Annotated in this window: 20 protein-coding genes; 13 read left to right on the top strand and 7 right to left on the bottom strand. The window is 34.0% G+C overall.

Translation table 11 applies throughout. The annotated features are described in order from the left end of the window. Nucleotides 1–6 precede the first annotated feature (6 nt). The 6 genes from ABD940_RS13810 (at nt 7) to ABD940_RS13785 (ending at nt 7,404) form a co-directional block, all read left to right on the top strand. The gene (locus tag ABD940_RS13810) at nt 7–348 is read left to right on the top strand and encodes a cupin domain-containing protein (RefSeq protein WP_345205029.1); all 342 of its coding nucleotides are present in this window, start codon (nt 7–9) and stop codon (nt 346–348) included. Between the two features lie 5 nt (nt 349–353). Continuing rightward, nucleotides 354–1,259 carry an alpha/beta hydrolase gene (locus tag ABD940_RS13805; protein ID WP_345205026.1) on the top strand — a complete coding sequence of 302 codons (906 nt, stop codon included), beginning with the start codon at nt 354–356 and terminating at the stop codon, nt 1,257–1,259. Between the two features lie 41 nt (nt 1,260–1,300). Continuing rightward, nucleotides 1,301–2,206 (top strand): alpha/beta hydrolase, encoded by a 906-nt coding sequence (locus ABD940_RS13800; protein ID WP_345205023.1) that lies wholly within the window; start codon nt 1,301–1,303, stop codon nt 2,204–2,206. Nucleotides 2,207–2,222: 16 nt separating this feature from the next. Beyond that, a complete protein-coding gene (locus tag ABD940_RS13795) occupies nt 2,223–4,697 on the top strand; it encodes a glycoside hydrolase family 95 protein (RefSeq protein ID WP_345205021.1) in 2,475 nt (824 codons plus the stop codon). A gap of 15 nt (nt 4,698–4,712) precedes the next feature. Further along, nucleotides 4,713–6,002, top strand: coding sequence for a DUF1593 domain-containing protein (locus ABD940_RS13790; protein ID WP_345205019.1), 1,290 nt, complete (start codon nt 4,713–4,715; stop codon nt 6,000–6,002). A gap of 283 nt (nt 6,003–6,285) precedes the next feature. Next, nucleotides 6,286–7,404, top strand: a complete 1,119-nt coding sequence (locus tag ABD940_RS13785) for a pectate lyase family protein (protein ID WP_345205017.1) — start codon at nt 6,286–6,288, stop codon at nt 7,402–7,404. 127 nt (nt 7,405–7,531) lie between these two features. Here ABD940_RS13785 and pelA read toward each other — a convergent pair whose 3' ends face one another. The 5 genes from pelA to ABD940_RS13760 all read right to left on the bottom strand — a co-directional run bounded on the left by pelA (nt 7,532) and on the right by ABD940_RS13760 (nt 11,675). Continuing rightward, nucleotides 7,532–8,554 carry a pectate lyase gene (gene pelA / locus ABD940_RS13780; RefSeq protein WP_345205015.1) on the bottom strand — a complete coding sequence of 341 codons (1,023 nt, stop codon included), beginning with the start codon at nt 8,552–8,554 and terminating at the stop codon, nt 7,532–7,534. A gap of 208 nt (nt 8,555–8,762) precedes the next feature. Next, nucleotides 8,763–9,182, bottom strand: coding sequence for an ester cyclase (locus tag ABD940_RS13775; RefSeq protein ID WP_345205013.1), 420 nt, complete (start codon nt 9,180–9,182; stop codon nt 8,763–8,765). Between the two features lie 36 nt (nt 9,183–9,218). Continuing rightward, a complete protein-coding gene (locus tag ABD940_RS13770) occupies nt 9,219–9,869 on the bottom strand; it encodes an HD domain-containing protein (protein WP_345205011.1) in 651 nt (216 codons plus the stop codon). 67 nt (nt 9,870–9,936) lie between these two features. Continuing rightward, a complete protein-coding gene (locus ABD940_RS13765) occupies nt 9,937–10,794 on the bottom strand; it encodes a helix-turn-helix domain-containing protein (RefSeq protein WP_345205009.1) in 858 nt (285 codons plus the stop codon). 158 nt (nt 10,795–10,952) lie between these two features. Further along, complete coding sequence (locus ABD940_RS13760; RefSeq protein ID WP_345205005.1) at nt 10,953–11,675, bottom strand: hypothetical protein; 723 nt, start codon at nt 11,673–11,675, stop codon at nt 10,953–10,955. A gap of 231 nt (nt 11,676–11,906) precedes the next feature. Here ABD940_RS13760 and ABD940_RS13755 point away from each other — a divergent pair, with 231 nt between their 5' ends. The 3 genes from ABD940_RS13755 to ABD940_RS13745 all read left to right on the top strand — a co-directional run bounded on the left by ABD940_RS13755 (nt 11,907) and on the right by ABD940_RS13745 (nt 16,156). Next, complete coding sequence (locus tag ABD940_RS13755) at nt 11,907–14,894, top strand: ligand-binding sensor domain-containing protein (protein ID WP_345205003.1); 2,988 nt, start codon at nt 11,907–11,909, stop codon at nt 14,892–14,894. After that, on the top strand, nt 14,894–15,520 hold the full coding sequence (locus tag ABD940_RS13750; RefSeq protein ID WP_345205000.1) for a response regulator transcription factor: 627 nt from the start codon (nt 14,894–14,896) through the stop codon (nt 15,518–15,520). Before ABD940_RS13755 ends, ABD940_RS13750 begins: the two co-directional genes overlap by 1 nt. Nucleotides 15,521–15,676: 156 nt before the next feature. Further along, nucleotides 15,677–16,156 carry a hypothetical protein gene (locus ABD940_RS13745; protein ID WP_345204998.1) on the top strand — a complete coding sequence of 160 codons (480 nt, stop codon included), beginning with the start codon at nt 15,677–15,679 and terminating at the stop codon, nt 16,154–16,156. Nucleotides 16,157–16,369: 213 nt separating this feature from the next. Here the strand turns inward: ABD940_RS13745 and ABD940_RS13740 are convergent, their stop codons facing one another. After that, nucleotides 16,370–16,756, bottom strand: coding sequence for a helix-turn-helix transcriptional regulator (locus ABD940_RS13740; RefSeq protein WP_345204995.1), 387 nt, complete (start codon nt 16,754–16,756; stop codon nt 16,370–16,372). 168 nt (nt 16,757–16,924) lie between these two features. On the opposite strand from ABD940_RS13740, the gene ABD940_RS13735 reads away from it, so the two are divergent. Genes ABD940_RS13735 through ABD940_RS13720 form a run of 4 tightly spaced genes read left to right on the top strand, consistent with a single transcriptional unit; the run spans nt 16,925 to nt 20,267 of the window. Further along, complete coding sequence (locus tag ABD940_RS13735) at nt 16,925–18,535, top strand: hypothetical protein (protein ID WP_345204993.1); 1,611 nt, start codon at nt 16,925–16,927, stop codon at nt 18,533–18,535. Nucleotides 18,536–18,545: 10 nt separating this feature from the next. Further along, nucleotides 18,546–19,124, top strand: a complete 579-nt coding sequence (locus tag ABD940_RS13730) for a DUF6705 family protein (RefSeq protein WP_345204990.1) — start codon at nt 18,546–18,548, stop codon at nt 19,122–19,124. A 39-nt stretch (nt 19,125–19,163) separates the two neighbouring features. Beyond that, a complete protein-coding gene (locus ABD940_RS13725; protein ID WP_345204988.1) occupies nt 19,164–19,748 on the top strand; it encodes a DUF6705 family protein in 585 nt (194 codons plus the stop codon). A gap of 39 nt (nt 19,749–19,787) precedes the next feature. Further along, on the top strand, nt 19,788–20,267 hold the full coding sequence (locus ABD940_RS13720) for a hypothetical protein (protein ID WP_345204986.1): 480 nt from the start codon (nt 19,788–19,790) through the stop codon (nt 20,265–20,267). 79 nt (nt 20,268–20,346) lie between these two features. Here ABD940_RS13720 and ABD940_RS13715 read toward each other — a convergent pair whose 3' ends face one another. Beyond that, on the bottom strand, nt 20,347–22,122 hold the full coding sequence (locus tag ABD940_RS13715; RefSeq protein WP_345204984.1) for a chloride channel protein: 1,776 nt from the start codon (nt 22,120–22,122) through the stop codon (nt 20,347–20,349). Between the last annotated feature and the right edge of the window lie 120 nt (nt 22,123–22,242).

The raw sequence follows: 22,242 nt of genomic DNA, 5'->3' as shown, positions 1-22,242 counted from the left end.
TGAAAAATGAAATTCAAAAAAGAAGCATTCTTCGACGGCAATTCCGAGTGGGAAGATTTAGGAGGCGGAGTTTCCAGACAGTTTGTGGGATACAATTCTCAAGTTATGATGGTGATTGTGAAGTTCGAAAAAGATTCGATCGGAGCTTTACATCAGCATTTTCATTCGCAGATCACTTATGTTGCTTCAGGTAAATTTGAAGTTACCGTTGATGGCGAAGTTAAAATCTTACAAAAAGGTGATGGATTTTTCGCTCAGCCCAATATTTTCCACGGTGTAAAATGTCTGGAAGAAGGACAATTGATTGATGCTTTTACTCCGTTCAGAGAAGATTTTCTAAAATCATAATTCCTATGAAAAAATATGTTTTCTTATTATTGATTTTCCTTTTCAATTCATTATTCTCACAGGAAAAAATCAGTGTTTGGGCAAAAGGAGAAATGCCAAATTCTAAAGGTTTGAATCTGAAAATCGAGGAACAAAAAGAAGGTACAATTACACAAATTAAGGAAACCGAACTTTTTGCTTTTTTACCTCCGAAAGAAGACAGAAAAAAAATGGCTGTCATTGTGATTCCGGGTGGTGGATATTATAAACTTACTTATGATCAGGGTGGTTTTCAAAACGCAAAATGGCTCAATACATTAGGAATTTCAGCTTTTGTTTTAAATTACAGACTGCCTATTTCTCCAGACGTCAAACAAAGAGAACTGGCTCCGTTGCAGGATATTCAGGCTGCCATAAAATATATAAGAAAAAATGCAGATCAATGGGGAATTTCTCCTGATCAGATCGGAGTTTTAGGGACTTCTGCAGGAGGACATCTTGCTGCAATGGCAAGCAATATTACAACAGATTATACAGAATTAAAAGGAGATTGGACATCTATTTCCACCATTCCGAATTTTGCTGTTTTAATTTCACCGGTTATCGATTTGGGAGAATTTGCTCATGTCGGAAGCCGCAACAGTCTTCTCGGTGAAAATGCTTCTCCTGAAAAAATCAAGGAATATTCTATGCAAAATCGGGTGACGGAAAAAACACCACCCACAATTTTACTTCATGCTCAAAATGATAAAACTGTTCCCGTAATGAACAGCCTTCTTTATTATCAGGTAATGACAAAAAATAAAGTAAAAGGTGCATTGTTTATTTTTCCTGAAGGTGAACACAGAATCGGAGTCATCAACAAATCCGAACTTACAGACAACTGGAAAAAATTATGCTCAGACTGGCTTAAAACTATCGAAAGTAAGTAATTAATTTTATAAAAACTTTGATCTTTTAAAATTTATAATTAATGAAAAAAATTATTTTAATCTTAATTATTTTTCTCTCTCTTCAAATTTATGCGCAGGAAAAACTGATGGTTTGGGAAAAAGGTCAGATGCCAAATTCGAAAGGATTAAAATTAAAAATTGAAGAAGAAAAAGAAGGACGTATCACTCAGATTCAGGAAGCTGAGCTTTTCATTTTTTTACCCCCAAAAGAAGATCGTAAAAAAATGGCAGTAATTGTAATTCCGGGCGGAGGTTACAAACATATCACGTATGACTTGGGTGGTTTTCAATATGCAAAATGGCTTAATACACTAGGAATTTCAGCTTTTGTTCTGAATTATCGTTTACCAACTTCTCCGGATTTAAAACAGAGAGAAATCGGTCCGTTACAGGATATTCAAGCTGCCATAAAATTATTAAGGAAAAGTGCAGATCAATATGGAATTTCTCCGGATCAGATTGGCGTTTTAGGAACTTCTGCAGGAGGACATTTGGCTGCAATGGTCAGTAATATTTCTAAAGATTACACCGAGTTAAAAGGCGATTGGGGAAATATATCAACAATTCCAAATTTTGCCATTCTCATTTCTCCCGTGATCGATCTGGGAGAATTTGCGCATAAAGGAAGCTGTATAAATTTATTGGGAGAAAATGCTTCTCAGGAAAAAATCAAAGAATATTCTATGCAGAATCTTGTTAATGAAAAAACTCCTCCAACTATTTTATTTCATGCACAAAATGATCCTGCGGTTCCTGTTATCAATAGTATTTTATATTATCAGTCAATGTTAAAAAATAAGGTGAAAGGCGCCCTATTTATTTTCCCTGAAGGTGAACACAACATTGGAATTAGAAATAAAGCTGAGTTAACTGATAATTGGAAAGAACTTTGCTCAGACTGGCTGAAGACAATAGGCAATGAGTAATTTTTAAAATTTAATTATGTTTAAAATCATTCAACATAAAATATTTTTATTTGTTTGTGGAACAATGATTTCCATTTCAATTCAGGCGCAACAGAATTTAAAATTAACCTACAACAAACCTGCAGAAAACAGGAACGAAGCGTTGCCTATCGGAAACGGGAAGTTGGGAGCAATGGTTTTTGGCGGAGCAACCCAAGAACATCTTCAATTGAATGAAGAAACGATTTGGGCAGGAGAACCGGGAAATAATGTTCCGAAAAATACATTCGACAGTATTCAGAAAATCAGGAAATTGTTGAATGAAGATCAATTTCAGGAAGCTCAGAATGTTTCCAACAGAACCTATCCAAGACAAGCACCCAAAGATCTGAATTATGGAATGCCTTATCAGACGATGGGCGATTTGTTTTTAGATTTTAAAGGTCATGAAAATTTTAAAAATTACAATAGAACTTTAGATATAGAAAAGGCAGTCAGTACTGTTTCTTATGAAGTAAATGGAGTGACCTACAAACGTGAGATTTTTTCTTCGTTTGTGGATAATGTTATTATAATCAAATTATCTTCCAGCAAAAAAGGAAATTTAAATTTCTCCATCAACGCTTCTACTCCACATTTACAGAAATCGATTTTTACGCAAAACAATCAATTGATCATTAATGGAACGAGCGGTTCTGTTGATAATAAAATTGGCAAGATTAAATTCAAAACAGTTGCCGTTCCTGTTGTAAAAGGAGGAAAATTGACCTCAACAAAAGATCAACTTACGATTTCCGGAGCTGATGAAGTCGTAATCTACGTTTCTATTGCTACGAATTTCAAAAAATACGATGACATTTCCGGAAATCCTCAAACAAGAGTTGCAGAATATTTAAATAAAGCTTTAAACAAAAAATATAATGATGAATTAAAAGCTCACATTTACAACTATCAGAAATATTTCAAACGTGTGAGTCTCAATTTAGGAACAACTGAACAGACGAATAAAACAACCGATGTAAGAATTCAAGAATTTGGAACTTCAAGTGATCCGGATTTAGTGGCTTTATATTTTCAGTTTGGTCGTTATCTTTTGATTTCTTCTTCGCAACCGGGAACTCAGCCTGCAAATCTTCAGGGAATCTGGAATTATCAGTTAAATCCTGCTTGGGATAGCAAATATACGGTGAACATCAACACCGAAATGAATTATTGGCCAGCGGAAAATACAAACCTCAGCGAAATGCACGAACCTTTGTTTGATATGATTCAGGATTTATCTGTAACAGGGCAGGAATCTGCAAAGGAAATGTATCACGCAAGAGGCTGGAATATGCATCACAACACAGATTTATGGCGAATTACAGGAATTGTAGACGGTGGTTTTTACGGAATGTGGCCGATGGGAGGAGCCTGGTTAACACAACATATCTGGAATCACTATTTATATTCCGGAGATAAGGAGTTTTTAAAGAAAAACTATGAAGTTCTGAAAGGATGCGCTTTATTTTATCTTGATGTTCTTCAACCTGATCCTTCCGGAAAATACTTAGTTGTTTCTCCATCCATGTCACCCGAAAATACATATCTGAAAGGTGTTGGAATTACTGCAGGAACAACAATGGACAACCAATTGGTTTTTGATGTTTTTAATAATTTTATAAATGCTTCAAAAATTTTAAATGAAGATCAAAGTCTTTCGGATGAGGTCAAAATTGCCTTAGATAAACTTCCTCCGATGCAAATCGGGCAATATTCTCAATTGCAGGAATGGCTGAAAGATATGGACAAAACCGACGATAAACACAGACATATTTCGCATTTGTACGGTTTATTTCCTTCGGGGCAGATTTCGCCTTTCAGAAACCCTGATTTAACGGAAGCTGCAAAAAATTCAATGACTTATCGAGGCGATAAATCTACAGGTTGGTCGATGGGCTGGAAAGTGAATTGGTGGGCAAGATTACTGGATGGAAATCGTGCTTTTAAATTAATTTCAGATCAACTAACACCCGCTCCGATGGAAACAAAAGGTCAATCCGGAGGAACTTATCCGAATCTTTTGGACGCACATCCGCCGTTTCAGATTGATGGAAATTTCGGCTGTACTTCGGGAATTGCTGAAATGCTCTTGCAAAGTTATGATGGTTATCTTTACATTTTACCATCGCTTCCTGACGCATTACCAAGCGGATCCGTTAAAGGTTTAAAAGCAAGAGGTGGTTTTGAAATCGATATCGACTGGAAAGATTCTAAATTGACAAAATTAATTGTAAAATCTGCTTTGGGCGGAAATGCAAGAATCAGAATAGCTAAAGATATTCAACTTAAATCTAAGACTAAATTAACGCCTGCAGAAGGAGAAAATTCCAATCCATTTTATCAGGTGAATTCAATTAAAACTCCGTTGATTTCAGAAAAAGCTGAACTAAAAGAGTTTGTAATTCCGGCAACTCAGATTTTTGATTTTAATACAAAAAAAGGTGGAACCTATACTTTTGAAGTGAAATAATTCTAAATCTTGATTATGAAAAATATTGTTACCATCTTTCTATTGATCTCAAGTATTTTTTCACTGAAATCCCAACATCGAGTGGCAGAAAAACCAAGAATTCTCATAAGTACAGACATTGGAGGTACAGATCCGGATGATAATCAGTCGATGATTCATTTACTGATGTATGCAGATAAATTTAATATTGAAGGGTTGATTTCTTCACCGTCTTTTGGAAACGGAAATAAGGAGGAAATTTTAAAAATGATCGATCTTTATGAAAAAGATTTACCGAAACTAAAAAAACATAGTTCAGATTTCCCGGCACCTAATTATCTTCGTTCAGTTTCCAAACAGGGATTGCACGGAAATGCTCCTTACATCGGATATTCAAAACCAACCGAAGGTTCGGAATGGATTGTAAAATCTGCCAGAAAAAAATCTTCACAACCTTTGTGGGTTTTAGTTTGGGGTGGATTGGAAGATGTTGCTCAAGCTTTACATGATGCGCCGGATATCAAGAATAAAATTAAAATTTACTGGATTGGCGGACCAAACAAAAAATGGAGTGCCAATTCGTATTCTTACATCGTTAAAAATTTTCCTGATCTTTGGTTTATTGAGGTAAATTCTACTTATTATTCTTTTTTTTCAAAAAATGATGATCCAAACATCCTGAAAAGTTCCGAGTATTACGACAAATACATCAAAGGATATGGTCACATGGGAAAAGATTTTAAGAACTACTATAATGGAGAGGTGAAAATGGGCGACAGTCCTACTCTGTTTTATCTGATGCATGGAAATCCCAATGATCCGACTGGAGAAAGCTGGGGCGGAAGTTTTGAAAAGATCAATCGCAGTCCGTACATAATTGTTGATGGCACAAAAGGTACTTCTGAAGATATTGCATTTTGTTCTCTGATTGAATTTCGTTTTAAAGGTCCTGTTCTTAAAGAAAGTCTTACTTCCACGCCTTTTTACATGGAAACAATACACAAAAAAGATGTTCAAAAATGGGCTGGTTCCTATCTTGGAGACGGAAATTATGCTTTAAAATATATTCCGAAAACTGCAGAGCTTTTGAATTATAAATTTGTTTCGGATATTCCTGAACTAAACGGGTACAACGGAACATTAAATATCACGAACCTCTTTCCCGGAAAAGAAAACCAGACTGATATTCCTTTAGGAAATACTTGGTTTTCCGATAAATCTGATCCGAAACTTTTTGACGGAAAATTTCAGGGTGGGAAAACAATTTCAAAATGGAAAAATGATATTCTTCTTGATTGGGCAAAACGTTGGGAATGGCTCAAATAATAATTATTTAATTTAAATCAGGATATTTTAAAAGTGTAAAAAATATATCCCGCAGATTTCACGATTACACAGATTATTTTCTGTCGAATTCTGGAATCTGCGGGAATTTTTATTTATAAAACTAAATAAATTCAAATATTTTAAATAAATAACAAAATGCAACCGATTAAACAAATAAAATATTCAATATTATAATTATATAAATATTGATACTTTAAAATATAAAACAATTAAGTATTAATTATATAATTTTGCCCTACAACAAATTAAATAATTATATGCTATGAAAACAAAAATCAAAGCTGCCCTGTTTACGGTAGCTCTAAGCTCAGCTTTTGCTTTAATCGGCTGTGGTCAGGACGACATCAAAACGGAAGTAGCTGAAAATCCCAATGAGCTTAATCTTAAAAGTGAACTTGTCGCGAATGCGGTCGTTCCTTTAGCAAATTGTGTTGCTCCGGGATGGGCATCTCAAAACGGCGGAACAACAGGAGGCGGAACCGCTGCCGAAACTACAGTGACAACCTACGCGCAATTGAAAGCTGCCATCGAAAATACAGCCGTAAAAGTCATTAAAGTAACAGGAACGATCACAATTACAACCCGTTTATCACTTCAGGATCAAACCGGAAAAACACTTTACGGAGCGAGTGGAGCAAAACTCGTTTCTACAGACCAGACTGCAAGCGGTTCGGGAATTATCAATATTAAAAGATGTGATAATATCATTATCAGAAACCTGATTTTTGAAGGACCGGGAGCTTATGATACAGACGGTTGGGACAATGCGATTTTAGATGACTGTAGAAATGTCTGGATCGATCATTGTGAATTCCGAGACGGCGTTGACGGAAATTTTGATATTAAAAACAAATCTGATTTTGTGACGGTTTCCTACACAAAATTCCATTACTTAAAAGCTCCTAAACCGGGCGGTTCAGGCGGAACAGATGATCATAGATTCTCGAATCTTATCGGTTCAAGTGACGGAGCAACAACTGATGCAGGAAAATTGAATGTTACATTTGTTCGTTGTTGGTGGGCTCCCGGTTGCAGAGAACGTATGCCGAGAGTGAGATTTGGAAAAATCCACATTATCAATAGTTATTTCAATAGTTCCGTTAGCAATAAATGTATTGCAGCCGGAGTTCAGGCGAATATCCGTGTGGATGGAAATGTATTTGAAAATGTAAAAGAGCCTATTAATTTAATGACAGGTTTCACAGCAGTGACAGTTACTTCAAACAATACATTTACGAACGTAACAGGAAATACTGCAGGAAGCGGTACAGCTTTTACTCCACCTTATACTATTCCGACTTTGTCTTTATCTTCAGTAAAATCTGACGTAACGGCAAATGCAGGAGCTACTTTAACAGGAAATATCTGCAATTCTTTATAACAGGAATTTAAACACTTACTGAAAACAAGAAAGACTGAGAAATTCTCAGTCTTTTTTCTTGCAGATACATAGTCCCTAATTTTTTTACTAAAAATTTATCTAACTTTTCCTACGGATCTGAAATGAACTAATTATCAGAAATTTTATTTTTTTCCAGCCACTTTGGATATTCTTTATTCACAAGTTTATCTGCAAAATCACCAAACCAGCTGTAGCCGTTTCTTCTTTCTTCGGAAACTTCGTTATAATTGTATTTTACACTTCCATCGCGGTCACCAAAAAGAGGTTTGTTGTTATTAATATCATAAAATCTCGCCCAGATCACAGAATTTTTATCTTCAGCCAAAGTACGGACAGCTTTTCCGTTTACTTTTGAAACATTATAGCTGTATCCTTCGATATCATTATTTTTAAACCATTTTACAGCAGATTTTATAGATTTTTCAATTTCAGGATTAATAGGCTGAAGCATTAAAAATCTTACAATTCCAACAGACTCTGCAGTTGCCAAAGAGATAGGCTCAAAAGCTCTTGCTTTGTCAGGCTGCAGAGTAACTTCATTATACTGATCTCCCCAAATCGAAGGAATTCCTTTTTGAAGAACCTGAGTTTTTAAAATACATTCAATTCCTTTTTGAACAGCAATTTTTGATTTTTCTTTTAGTTTTGAATCAACCACATCGAAATCGTTTTTTCCTTCTGCAACATTATACAAAACCGTTAATGCATTAATCATCGCATTATCGTTGTATGTAACCTGTTTTCTGTACAATCCCGTATTCGGGTAATATTGTGGGAAACCTCCGTTTTTGTATTGCATCAACAAAAGATAACTGATTCCTTTTTCTGCAGACTTCAGATATTCAGGATTTTTTGTCGTAGAGTATGCTTTTATTAAAGCATTAATTTCCTTTGAAGTTGCGTTGTTATCAATGGTTGCATGATCGTCGCCGGATTCCTTTATTTTCTTTAAAAGTGCTTTGTCGATCGGAAGACTGTAGTTCACCACCGATTTATCACTTAGTTGTTTTCCCCAACCTCCATTCGGAAGCTGATAGATCAACATTTTTTCAGCCAAAGTATCTTTTACCTGGGCGGAAAGGTTAATGGTAATTAACCCAAGAGCTAGTGTATATATTTTTAATTTCATCCTTAATTATTTAATCTTTACCCGTAAAGGAATCACATGAATGCAACCGATTGCGCATGTTATTCCCAAAAGGGGAATTTTAGCTCTCAACATAATTTCATTCAAATAGTTAATTTTCCAAAAATAGAAATAATTTTTGTTTAAATATAAAAAATCCTCATCAATGACAAGGATTTTTTATATTTACTATCGGATATCAACTTATTGATTACTTTCTCAATTCTGCCAAAACTGCTGACAGTGTATTGATTCCCCAATGTTCAATATATTTTCCGTTTTTTAGACGAACCATATCGATTACGTCAATACTGATTTCTTTTCCGGTGGCTTCAATTCCTAAAAAAACACCACTGTGTGTACCTTTAATATTTTTTCTGGTCGTCACCCAATCTCCTTCCGCAACTTGCTGATAGATTGCAACTTTCATATCCGGCATTGCGGGGCGAAGAATAGCATTGAATGTATGAATCATTCCCTGTTTTGTTTTGTCACCTCCTTCAGGCGCAGAATTATTAATAAAATCATCATCCATCAAATCATTAAATACCTCAACATTACCATTTTGAATTACTTCTTCATTAAATCGTCTTACGACTTCTTTATTTTTCTTAAGCAAGGAATCATCCATATTCATTAAAATTTTAATCTAAGTTATTAAAAATTATTATTCGCTCCACGGAGAGTGCAAAATACAGTCGCAGAAGTTTTTTCTTTCGAAATTCGGAATCATGAATGCACAAACATCTGCTTTGATATTTCCGAAAGTCGTTTCAGTTTTATGTTTAAAACCTTCAAAAAATGTCGGAATAATATTTTTCTTAAAATCATTTCTCGGAAAAGCTTTGATAATTTCGTTTCTGTTCTCCTCACTCAAATGTTCATAACCCTCTCCCATCACATCCAAACCGACTCCGGAATACATTAAGGCTACTTCATTTTCTTTATGCTCTGCAATTCCGATAGTTGTATGAAGTGCGATCGTGTCCCAAACCAACTGCAATCTGTCGTTTGAAATTCCGTGGCTTTTCAGAAAATCTCTGGCGGCATTGGCTCCATCTACTTCAAACCTCAAATCCGGACTGCTGTAATGCGGAACCAACCCCAAATCATGAAAAACAGAACTTACATAAAGCAATTCTTCATCATATTTCATGTTTTGTCTTTTACCGTTTAACGAAGAAAAAAGGAAAACCCTGAGTGAATGATTGTAAATGAATTCTGTACCGTGTTCGAGTAATAATTCTGTAGCTTCGGTTGCAATTTTACTATCCGGAATTGTGATTCCTGCAACATTTTTTAATTTCTGGACTGCCATGTTCTTGATTTTTATAAGTACAAAAGTAGCATCCAAAAACATGGAAAGGAATGTCAAAATCTTCTTATCATCTGCCAATATTCACAAAAATTTTCCGATAATCCAAAGGTGAAATCTGAGTATATTTTTTAAAAAAGTGGCTGAACTGTTCCGGTGTGCTGAACGACAATTCGTAAGCAATTTCTTTAATTGTTCTTGCGGTGAACTGTAAATTTCGTTTTGATTCTGCAATAATTTGTCCTGCGATAATTTCTTTTGCACCTTTTCCGCTTTTCTTTTTTGAAATATCCGAAAGTTTACGCGGTGTCACAGAAAGCCTATCTGCGTAATACTGAACGTCATGCATTTTAATATATTCCGAACTTACCAATTCAAGAAATTTTCTGTAGATCTGATTATCAAAATCGTCGATTCCATCATGAAAAGACGGAGCAAGATTGGTTAATTTGATCATTAAAATTTTAAGATAAGCCGCCATTGCATCCAATTTATTAGGATAATCTTCAGAACTGAATTCTTCAAACATCATTTCGCAAACTGGATTTAATTCTGAAAAATCTTTTCCCTGCAAAGACATTTTCTGATGAAGTGCAGCGTCGTTGAATAATAATTGTTTACAGTTAGAAGCACTTGCAGGAGTTTTTTCCCAAAAGCAATTCCCGAAAATAATTTCAAAACCTGAAATCTTTGTTCCATCTGAAAATGAGAAAACCTGACCTTTCGAAATCAAAAGAATTTCCTGATCGCTAATTTCGAAATGGTTGTCATCGATCATCACATTTCCTTCGCCTTTGTGAATGATAAAAATGCGGTTGTTAATAACACTGATCGAATTTTCTCCATCAAAAACTATATTTTCCAGTTTTCTAATTTGAAAAGAATCTTTGATTTCTTTATCGAGGATAAGTTGTTCAGTGAATTGCATGATGATATTTTACTAATCCAAATTTACGGAGATCTGCTTATTTTTATTACTATCGAATAAAAAAAATAAAGCCCGTTCAAAGAACAGACTTTAACAATAACCTAACTAAAATTAAAGGATCAGTAAACACAATTCCTAATAATTTTTTATGCTGACATTTATGTTCCCAATTGTGTAATTGTAAAAGTATTTCCCGGTAAAATTGTATAATAATCTGTATTGGTAGCTGTGCTCGTCGTATTATTACCACCACATCCAAAGCAATGCGAAGATCCAAAATAAATTGTGGTTCCTGCAGTTAAATACAGTGAAATTGAGCCTCCTCCAAAAGAAACTGCTGTGTTGCTCAATGACGAGACATTATAACGGTTACTTCCAACAACAACCCACCAAGTTGCCGCATTTGATGTACCCTGATTAGGATCGATAGATCCTGCAAAAGACATCTGATAAATTCCGTTATTTGCAACTGTGTATTCATTATTTGAAGTACTCCAATTACCATCGTTAGTAAGAACAGAGCCAAAAACAAATTTTAAAAATGGTGGTGCAACGGTTGCTGTTCCAAAATTGATCTGGTTTACTGTCGTTCTTCCCGAGGCTACTACTTTAGGAATGAATGCTGTACTTTGAGTTGCCGCAACAGACACCCAATTTGTACCATCACTGTAATACATTTGTTTTCCTGCATCATCATATTTCATGGCTCCAGCTCCCGCAGCTGTTGCAGTTTGATTGGTATTTCCAAAGGCGATAGCAGAATTTCCAGTTATGGCTCTTGCGTCGAGATTTACAGCAGGATTTGAATTGCCTACCCCAATTTGTGCAACTGACACACCAAAAATTAAGAATGAGAGAAGTAGTAAAAGTTTGTTTTTCATGGTTATTAATTTTGTTTTTGCTACAATTTATTTTTTCAACACTTTTCGTGGCATTAGTTAAAATTTTTAACTCAAATCGCATTGAACGTGGTAAATTTACTTCTAACAAGAATTTTGGCTAAATTTTTTCTGTGGATAAAAAACTACATTTTGTAGAAAGAATTCTACATAAATTAAAATTTATGTTAAATCTTCCTTGTACATTTGCGCGTTAGAATATATCACTTCTTAATGAGGAACTTTCTCTTTATACTTTATTTATTATACTCATTTTCAGCTTTTGGGCAGCAATATTCATCCGTGTGGTATAATACGGATAACGGCATTCCTCAGAATAGTATTAAAGATATTGTAAAAGACAAATACGGTTTTATTTGGATCTGTACAGACGGTGGTATTTTGAGATATGATGGTGAAAATTTCATCAATTACAAAAACCTTAAGCTTACCAATTTCAGTTTTTCAAAATTTTTAGGAAATGTAAAGTCTAATCATATTATATTGAACAATTCCGGAGGATTTCAGTATCTTATTATTAAGGACAGAAAAATATCTGTTGTCCAAAAAAGTTCACCCAGCTTAAAAGGAGAAACTGAAAGAATTATTTTTAGGAATAAAGAATATATTAATTTTAATAAAAATAACTCTCATAATATTGTAGATTATGGGTTTATAAAGTTTCAGAAAGGAACTTATTTCTTTGATAGAAAAAGTATTATTTACAGGAAAAATTCAGGAGAGGGAAAATTAGTTCCGATCGAATTTAAACAGAAAAATCAGAAAAATCTTTTCAGTTTTGGTGAGTATTTGTTTTTCAGAGATATTAAAAATAAAAGAATTTTAAGGTTTTCTAAGGAGAATATTTCTGTTTTTAATGTCAATAATTCATTGTACGAAGATCCTTCAAGCCGAATTTTCTGGCAGGACGTGAATCAGCAGAATTTTATTATTAATAAAGGAAAAATTTATCTATCCCAACTTGAAAATGGAAGTCTGAAAACCACTCCTATTCTCGAACTGAAAAATAATGATATTGACATTTCTATGATTTACAGTTTGTTGTATGACAAGCAAAACAATACCATGTACATCGGGACATTAAATAAAGGATTAAATATCATTAAAATCCCTTCATTTTCTACTCCAAAAGTAGATCCTACGTTAGAAAACAGAGTACAATATTCTGTACTTCCCTTTGGAAAGAATAGAATTATCAATTTTCAGGGACGGGTTTATGACAGAAATTCTTTAATTGAAGATTATCATTTTAATACAATTGATGAATGGTGTCTTGTTTATGATGAAAATAAGAATATTCTTTACCCAAAGAGTGGAAAACTTTACAGAAGATTTGCTAAATATAATTATGAAAAATATGATTCTATAGATGTAAATGGAAAATCTGTTTTAGCAATTACAAAAAATAATTCTTTCTACATCTTAAAACTACAAGATCAGAAACAAAATTATTTATCAATTTATCCTAATGCCAATTTTCAGAAGCCAAGCTATACTTTTCAGTTTAAGTCTGAAATAAGTGGTGCAGTTCCTATAGATAAAGATAAATTTCTTGTAGGTTGTGACAATATTATATACATCGTATTTTTAAATAATCATTCCATAAAAAAACTCAATAGCCCCAATTTTTCCATCAGAAATATAATTTCGACATCCAATGGAAATATTTGGATTTTAACAACTGGAAAAGGTATTTATTTGTATCGAAATAATAAATTTATTCAAATGCCGATGGATGAGGCAGGTGATCTTTTTTATCCCAATAATATGGTTAAAGATCCCAACGGATTTTTATGGATTTCAAGTAATAACGGATTGTTTAAAGTTCCGGAAAATACACTTTTAAAATATGCAGAGAATAATCAAACAAAGGTTGTTTATTACCGCTACAAAAAAGAGGATGGCTTTAACATTAACGAGTTCAATGGCTCACCGGGTGGCTTTCTGAAGTTAAACAACGGAGATTACGTTCTTCCTTCCATGGATGGATATGTATTTTTTGATCCCCTTAAAGTTCCGTCCTATTATCCGAAGGCTGAAAATATTTATATTGAAAGAGCTCGATCAAAAGGTTCAAAATTTATTTATTTCAAAGATATTCTGAATCTTGAAAATGATTTTAGTCTGGCTTCCGTATATATTGATATTCCTTATTTTTCCAACAATGATAATCTTTATATCGAGGCAAGCCTTCAGCAGGGCGACCAGCCTGAAAAATGGCAGAGAATGAAAGATAAAGAATTTACTTTAAGCAATCTTTCTCCGGGAAATTACACTCTAAAAGTCCGGGTTCTCATTTCGCCCGACGGAAAATTTGCCTACAAAAAGATTTTTATTGCTATTCCTGCACTTTTTTATCAAACTATTTGGTTTAGGGTTTTGGTATCGATTTTATTTTTAGGTTTAATACTTTTTATCATTCTTTTAAGAACAAGAATTTTAACCACAAAAAATAATCAGTTAAAGAAAATTGTACACCAGAAAAATGATGAACTGAAAACTACGCAGCATCAGCTTAAAAATGAATCTGAATATCAGAAAAATCTTATTCAGACCATCAATCATGATATTACAACGCCTATAAAATATCTTTCGGTAATGTCTCAGAAATTATCTGAAACCGACAATCCGAAGCTGCAGAAACAATATTATGATACCATCTATAAATCATCGGAAGAGCTTTATAAATTTACTTTAAGTCTGAAAAATTACACAGAATTATTTAATAATGAAAGTAAGGCATTTCAGGAAGAATTTTATTTTATATTCGATATTCTGGAGACTAAAAAACGTCTTTTCGAAGAAATAGCTTCTCAAAAGAATACTGTTATCATCAATAATTCCTCAAAAAATATTAAATTGAATTTTAATGAAAGTATTATGGCTGCCGTCATTCACAATCTGTTGGATAATGCAGTAAAAAATACTTCCGGCGGAAAAATTATTATGAATGCAAAAACAGAAAAAAACCTTACGACAATCAGTATTTCAGATACCGGAACAGGAATGAGCTATGATTTGCTGGAATACTATAATAACCTCATAAAAAATATACAAAACAAACCTTCTTCCTTTAAAAATAATGGACTCGGGCTTCATCTTGTTGTTCAGCTTTTAAAGAAAATAGGCGGGAAAATAATTTTTGAGAATAATACTCCGAAAGGAACAAAAGTGGAAATCGTAATACAAAACCAGAGCTAATGCAGAAAAAAATACTTATTGCCGATGATCATTATGTGGTGAGAATGGGAGCATCTTTGCTTTTGCATTCCGCGTATGAAGATCTTGAAATTGACTTTACCGAAAACTACGAAAACGTAAAAGAAAAAATTTCCCAACATCATTACGATCTTCTTTTGCTCGATATCGATATGCCCGGAAGTATTTATCTGGAAATGATAAAAGATCTGAAAACTGGCGATCCGGCTCTGAAAATCCTGATGTTTTCTGCCTATGACGAAAAAACAGCCATCCAATACATCAATGAAGGTGCCGATGGATATCTCAACAAACAGCAAAGCGAAAATGTTGTAGAAGCCGTAACCTCAATTTTCAGGCAGGGTTATTATTATTCTCAGGAAGTTGCTTATCATCTGATCAACAATACAAAGGAAAAAAAACCGCTTGAAAGTTTATCCAAAAGAGAATTCGAGATCTTCAAATTGCTTGCAGAAGGAAATGGAAACCTCGAAATTTCCAATAAACTTGATATTAAAATGTCTACCGTAAGTACTTTCAAAAAAAGAATCTATGAAAAACTGAATGTGAAAACACTTGTTGAGATCATTAAACTTTATGAAAAGTCCGGCTTGGGAGTGGTGAAATAAAGATGAAATTAATTCACTATTTCGCATATTTAAGTTAATAATTTTACCTAAAAAATTATAAAGTTTAGTATAATTTATCAAATCCTCAATATTTATCAATTTTGTGTTCTCTAAATAATTACATTTGACGACTTAACAAATAAAGCACAAATTCTTATGAGTAACACAAATCAAATCAGTGTAGAAATTCCACAGGCGGTATTAGATGAAGTATCTCAGAAACTTCAGGACTGCAAAACCTTATTAGCCCCTTATTTACAAGGTTTGAGCGTAGACCAGAGAAAAAAACTTTTCAAGATGGGAGATAAAACAGTTGCCACCGTACAAAAAGTAAAATCTTATCTTGCTACCAATCCCGAGTTTGCACCTGCGTATATGGATAAGGTAGAGTTTCTGAAAGATGAAGCGGTAGTTACAGGTCTTAGTCCTTTGGGAAATCTGGCAGTACAATTGGCTTCTGATATAGACGACACCATCATGCTTGCAGGAAGTGAAGCAATAGTCGCTGCATTATTTTATTATGGAACTACTAAAGAAGCTGCCGACAAAGGAATTGCCACTGCAAAGCCTATCTATGAAGATCTTAGCCAAAGATTTGTAAGAAAAGGCAACAAAGCTGTCCCTAAAAAAGAATAGATCCTGCTCTTTTAAACTTAAAACGACTCTTTTACACTCGCCGTTGAGTATAAAAGAGTCGTTTTTGTCATAAAATGTGACAACGTTGTCACAAAAAGACTCGTCGTTGAGGTAAAAAGACTCAATAACCACACTAAAAGACTGGTTGTTGACACAAAAAGACTGAACAACCAGTCTTTTTACCTGAACAGCGAGTGTTTTATACTAGTTCTTCTAAGATCTCAACAGCTCGTTTTCTTCCTGAAGTTTTTTGTTCTCGTTTTTTAGCCTCTCGTTCTCTTCTTTTAAAAGATTGATATAATCTTTTTGAGTTTCAAGTAAAAATTCAGGAACATTATAATAGTTGTTGGTATTATTTCCAAAATTTCCAGAACTGTTATCAAAGTTCTGCATAACATTTGTCGCATCAGAATTTTCTTTTATTTCTTCAACCTCAACGTCCAAAAGTTTGGCAATACGCTCCCATTCGCTATCGGTAATCCCTGCCTCTCCTTTTTCTTTTCTCTGATACTGTGTCTGGCTGATATTCAGATGTTCGGCTATATCCTGCTGAGAAAATTTCTTCTGCTTGCGCAACCTTATAAGATTTTCTTTTACCATAAGACTATTTTTTACAAATATAGGATTATGCGAATAAACCCGAATAAAACCCGAATAAAATTCCCTGAAAAATATTTGTTTTTTATTTTACATTTGAAAAATATAATCACCTCGGTGTGATTAGTAAGAAAAATTATATATTTACGATTCTTAAACACAAAACAAATTATGAGAAAAAAAATTGTTCTCAGGCTATCGGTACTGATAGTCTTTCTGATCTTACTATGGTCTTGTCACAATGAAGACTTCGCCAAAGGCGAAACCGAACCCCAAAGAAATAATGCGAATTTCTTTAAACATTCTTCTGAGAATGCAAAATCCGGAGTAGATTACATTGCTATTTTGGATGCTTATAACCGCGAAAAAGATTTCCTCACGACAATGTCTGACCAGAAAGGGATGCCGATCTGGGAAAAAATGCAGGTAGTGGATACCGAAACGGCAACAGGGCTTATGATTCCACTTTCGCATGATAATGAAACCATGAGCTCTGTACTTTTTGCAACTTTGGATAGTGAAAATTCTGTAACAGGAGTAACAAATTACGATAACAGACTATTGGAGAGTGTTGTAAATGACCAAAGGATAAGCAAAAAAAACAGAGAAAATCTTTTTTATACTTTTATGTATATGGATAATAAGACCTTTGGGAATGAAAAATTTATAGGAATACCAGAGGATCTTTTTATAGGCGATAAATCCGATGGTGAGCGTAGCGAGGTCTGGATAAAAGATTTTTCCCCTACCAAGCCTAAAGCCAGTGAATCGGGAAAAATAATCATTGTAGAATCTTGTGTATTGGTGCTTCACTGTACGCATCATGGTACAGGCGCCTGTGACGCATCGAGTGGATGTACAGCGTGCGGACATACAGAATGCTCTTATGAGATTATAATAACAGGCGATTACGATCCTTTCCCTTCAACACCAGGTGGATGTATCGGATGTGGAGGCGGTGGCGGAGGAGGAACTCCGGGACCACAGCCACCAAAAGACCCTTGTTCTCTGAATGAAGTTTTCTACAGACTAAATCCACAATGCGGAGGTGGAGGCTGGAATATAGATATTCCTATTGAAGATCCTTGCGAAAAAACAAAGAGTTTATTGCAAAATCCTGAAGTGGATGATAAAATTAATGCCTTATATGCCCAGTCAAAATTGACACCACCCAATAATGGTGAAAAAGCTTTTAAATCTAATGCTGATGGCTCTACGACATCACCTATAATCATAGGAGGAGAACATAGTGCAGATTTGGGAGATATGACAGGATATGCAGGATATTATCATAACCATACACCCAAAGGAGTAAAAATTCTTTCTCCACCCGATATTTATAAGCTATTTCAGTTTATTGCGAACCAACCTGCAGGAACTCCTGTAAATGCTTCATTTGGAGGTATGGTTGCTACAGAAGTATGTGCAGGAGGTTGTCCAGATGGATATGAATATATTAATTTTCTTATTAGATTTGATGGTACTCTCACCGATGCACTTGCTATTAAAAACAGGAATTATACTGAAGAGGATTTGAAAATATTGAAAGATAATTTTGAACAATTTGAACAAAAGATAAGACCAAAATCGGGGTATTCTTCCCAAAATGGAAATTTTCTTAGCTTTAAAGGATTGGAAGAATTACTCTTCAATGCTTTAGATGATATGAATATTGATAAAAATAAAATAATTTTACAAAGAATAGATAAATACGGAAAAGTGTATAATGTAACACTTAATGCTGACGGAAAACCACAAGAAACACCATGTCCGGAATTATAAAAAAACAATTATGAAAAAAATACTATTATTATTAACTATAGCAATAAGTGTAATAAATTGCAAAGCACAACAGCAAATTTATCCTCTAAACACTTTTTATAAAGATGCCCCAAATTACGCTTATATGAAAGATTTAGATAATTTGCTTCCTCCATATGTAGGCACATATAAAGCTACTTATCAAGGAAATGAAATTACTCTATTTATTACTAAAGAAGATCATTCGCTAATTGACCATTCTAATAACAGAAAACATTATGAAGATGTATTACATGTAAAGTATAATGTTAAAAAAATAACTACGGGCTCAATCCTTCAGGATAATTTAAATCCGCCAAGTCCTATTAGAAATGAAATTATAAGTATGGGAACAAATGAGAATGATAATAACAGTATTTCTTTAAGATATTCAGGTACTAATTGTGGTGTAGGTTGGGGAAGAATAACTTTAAAGAAAATAAATAGTACACAGATCACATGGTCTTATTACCCCAATGATTCTCTTTTTAGTAACGGCGATTGTCCTGGTAGTCCTGACATAACAGTATATCTTCCTGATACTGAAAATCTGGTTTTTACGAAACAATAATATAAGTCTCTTAGGAGGCTTTACTCTATTAGCACAAATATGAAAAATATATTATCGATATTAACATTTGCTGTATGTTTAATAAATTGTAAAGCACAACAAGTATATCCTCTAAATACGTATTACGAAGACGCTCCTAATTATGCATACATGAAAGATCTGGATAATCTACTTCCTCAATATGTAGGTATATATAAAGCTAATTATGATGGAAATCAAATCACATTATTTATCACCAAAGAAGATATGTATCTAAAAGATTATGGTTCAGGAGATAGAAAATTTTATAGAGATGTACTCCATATAAAATATACTGTAAAGAAAATATCCAATGGAGCAATATTACAAGATAATCAAACTCCTAACCCTAATGATCCTAATTTGAATAAAATAATAAGTATGGGAACAAATGAAAATGATAATAACAGTATTTCTTTAAGATATTCAGGTACTAATTGTGGTGTAGGCTGGGGAAGGATAACTTTAAAGAAAATAAACAGTACACAGATCACATGGTCTTACTATCCCAATGATTCCCTTTTTAGTAACGGCGATTGTCCCGGTAGTTCTGACGTAACAGTATATCTTCCTGATACTGAAAATCTGGTTTTTACGAAACAATAATATAAGCCTCTTAGGAGGCTTTACTCTATTAGCACAAATATGAATATTATCGCTTTATTTACTTTCGCAATATGCATTATAAATTGTAAGGCACAAACAACACATGATTATATTACTTTTTATAATGATGTTGTTCCGAAATTAAATTTAATAATTCCTAATAAAACACAATTTTATGGACAGAATTTTTCAAATTTTCATACTGAATTACTAAATAAAAATGTAGTGCCTGATGGTTGGATTTATGACACAAAGATATCCCCAAGCACAAAATATTATGTATTGAAATTATTTTTTGTTGATATGCCTATGTTGAGAATTTCATCACAAAATTCATATCAATACCCCTTAGTCAAAATAACTTTTGAGAATGAAATTCCAATTCAAGTACAGACATTAATGGAAGAAAGTCATACACAATGGACTTATAATGTTGCACAATTTTTCTCCAATTTAAAAATTGAGAAGATAGAATTTATAGGAGTAAAAGGCTATGATAGCGATGATTATTCTGAATAAGAAATATTATAAAACCACCAATAAAATTTGGTGGTTTTTATATCTAAAATAGAATCTAAGTATTCAAAATTCTATGGAATTAATTCGAATACTCTTTCAAAAGCTGCCTGTAGCTCATTAAGATAGAAGATTTAGAAATAAACCCGATAAATTGATTATTATTATCCACAACAGGCAAATTCCACACTCCTGTATCGTCCAAAGTCTGCAGAATATCCAACGGTTGATTTTCAGGATGAATCACAGCCGGAGGAGCTTTCATGATCTGAGCAATGGTGACCGGAACCTCATCATTGGCAAATAAATAAGGTCTTATATCGTCCAGTGTTAAGATTCCCCTCAATGTTTTATTATTATCTACGACTGCAAAAACATTTTTGTTCCCGTTCTTTACCATATCAAACAATTCCGTGATAGAAGCATTTTCATTGACGGTCTGTGAATATCTGTCGATAAATTCTTCTGTTTTTAATGAAAACAATAAGTTCTTATCATGTTTATTCGTGAAAATTTTCCCCTGATCTGCCAAAGCTTTCAATTCCGGAGAGATGGGAGAAAACCATTTGGCAATTAAATATGATATAATGGAAACAATCATTAAAGGAATAAAAAGATCATACCCGAAGCTTGATTCCGCTATCAGAAAAATCGCTGTCAGCGGAGCATACATTACACCGCTCATTGCACCTGCCATTCCCACCAAAACAAGGTTGGTAACAGGAACTTCCGTAAAGCCTATCTGTTGACAAACAATTGCGAATAAATATCCTACCGTTCCGCCCGCGAAAAGTGAAGGTGCAAAATTACCGCCATTTCCGCCACTGAAAATCGTAAACGATGTTGCAAAAGCTTTAAGCAACAAAACCAAAACTAAGAAAATAATGATCGTAAAACCTTTGATCTCAAAATATCTGAAAAAGCTGTTCTCGATAATTCTGTGTGTATCGCCATTCGTAAATGCTTTCACGGTTTCATATCCTTCCCCGAACAATGGCGGAAAAAGCACACAAAGCAAAGACAAAACCGCTCCGCCAAACATTGCCTTTCTTAAGCGTGTCAATTTTAAACCTTTAATAAAATGCTCTACTTTCTGAGAAACCACCACAAAATATCTTGCATACAATCCCGTCACAATTCCCAGAATAAGGTAATACGGAACATTCTTATAATTAAAGGCTTCCCTTGTATAAAACCTAAAAAGCACATCTTCCTGCAGCAAAATCCTAGACAATAAACTTCCGCAAACCGCAGCTACCACCAAAGGAATAAAATCTGTGAAAACAACGCCCGTCAACAGAATTTCAAAAGCAAACATAATTCCGGCAATCGGAGCGTTAAAAGCCGAAGCAATTCCGGCAGTGGCTCCTGCAGCCAATAACAAGGTTCTTTCTTTATAGCTTAGTCTGTAAGTCTGTGCATAATTGGAACCAATTGCAGCTCCCGTTACCGCAATCGGGCTTTCCAGACCGGCAGAACCCCCAAGACCAACGGTCACCGCACTCTGAACAATCTGCGAATACATTTTCACCGAAGAAACAATACTGGAATTCTGGGCAACTTCATATAAGATCGCACCAATGCCTTTTCTGTCCTGCCCTTTAAATATCGTTAAAACAATAAGCGTCGTTAAAACAATTCCTAAAAACGGAAAAATAACATAAAAAAGAATCTGATATTCGAAATGAACTTTCGTCGTAATAAAATGATGAATATTGTGAACCAGAGTTTTCAGTAAAACGCCTGCCAATCCCGCTGTACATCCTACCAAAATACCCGACAGTACCAAAAACTGACTTCGGCTGAGTCTGTTGTTCAGCCAATGAAGGATAAGCTCGTAGCTTCTTGCTTTTTCCAAGCCGTAGTTTTGAAAATCCCTTTTAAATTTTAAAAAACTGAGATACTTTTTTTTATTGTGAATTTTCATAAGACTGGATTGATATTTCGGAACGAAATTGATAATGACCGTAAATTTACG

Origin of the sequence: Chryseobacterium ginsengisoli (assembly GCF_039542325.1) — a bacterium.
In the GTDB taxonomy this organism is placed as follows: Bacteria; Bacteroidota; Bacteroidia; order Flavobacteriales; family Weeksellaceae; genus Chryseobacterium; species Chryseobacterium ginsengisoli.
This window is presented reverse-complemented; position numbering and strand designations above follow the sequence as displayed.

Bases quoted from the DNA above. Each gene is read 5' to 3' on its own strand.
- ABD940_RS13810 (WP_345205029.1), top strand. From the start codon at position 7: ATGAAATTCAAAAAAGAAGCATTCTTCGACGGCAATTCCGAGTGGGAA.
- ABD940_RS13805 (WP_345205026.1), top strand. From the start codon at position 354: ATGAAAAAATATGTTTTCTTATTATTGATTTTCCTTTTCAATTCATTA.
- ABD940_RS13800 (WP_345205023.1), top strand. From the start codon at position 1,301: ATGAAAAAAATTATTTTAATCTTAATTATTTTTCTCTCTCTTCAAATT.
- ABD940_RS13795 (WP_345205021.1), top strand. From the start codon at position 2,223: ATGTTTAAAATCATTCAACATAAAATATTTTTATTTGTTTGTGGAACA.
- ABD940_RS13790 (WP_345205019.1), top strand. From the start codon at position 4,713: ATGAAAAATATTGTTACCATCTTTCTATTGATCTCAAGTATTTTTTCA.
- ABD940_RS13785 (WP_345205017.1), top strand. From the start codon at position 6,286: ATGAAAACAAAAATCAAAGCTGCCCTGTTTACGGTAGCTCTAAGCTCA.
- pelA (WP_345205015.1), bottom strand. From the start codon at position 8,554: ATGAAATTAAAAATATATACACTAGCTCTTGGGTTAATTACCATTAAC.
- ABD940_RS13775 (WP_345205013.1), bottom strand. From the start codon at position 9,182: ATGGATGATTCCTTGCTTAAGAAAAATAAAGAAGTCGTAAGACGATTT.
- ABD940_RS13770 (WP_345205011.1), bottom strand. From the start codon at position 9,869: ATGGCAGTCCAGAAATTAAAAAATGTTGCAGGAATCACAATTCCGGAT.
- ABD940_RS13765 (WP_345205009.1), bottom strand. From the start codon at position 10,794: ATGCAATTCACTGAACAACTTATCCTCGATAAAGAAATCAAAGATTCT.
- ABD940_RS13760 (WP_345205005.1), bottom strand. From the start codon at position 11,675: ATGAAAAACAAACTTTTACTACTTCTCTCATTCTTAATTTTTGGTGTG.
- ABD940_RS13755 (WP_345205003.1), top strand. From the start codon at position 11,907: ATGAGGAACTTTCTCTTTATACTTTATTTATTATACTCATTTTCAGCT.
- ABD940_RS13750 (WP_345205000.1), top strand. From the start codon at position 14,894: ATGCAGAAAAAAATACTTATTGCCGATGATCATTATGTGGTGAGAATG.
- ABD940_RS13745 (WP_345204998.1), top strand. From the start codon at position 15,677: ATGAGTAACACAAATCAAATCAGTGTAGAAATTCCACAGGCGGTATTA.
- ABD940_RS13740 (WP_345204995.1), bottom strand. From the start codon at position 16,756: ATGGTAAAAGAAAATCTTATAAGGTTGCGCAAGCAGAAGAAATTTTCT.
- ABD940_RS13735 (WP_345204993.1), top strand. From the start codon at position 16,925: ATGAGAAAAAAAATTGTTCTCAGGCTATCGGTACTGATAGTCTTTCTG.
- ABD940_RS13730 (WP_345204990.1), top strand. From the start codon at position 18,546: ATGAAAAAAATACTATTATTATTAACTATAGCAATAAGTGTAATAAAT.
- ABD940_RS13725 (WP_345204988.1), top strand. From the start codon at position 19,164: ATGAAAAATATATTATCGATATTAACATTTGCTGTATGTTTAATAAAT.
- ABD940_RS13720 (WP_345204986.1), top strand. From the start codon at position 19,788: ATGAATATTATCGCTTTATTTACTTTCGCAATATGCATTATAAATTGT.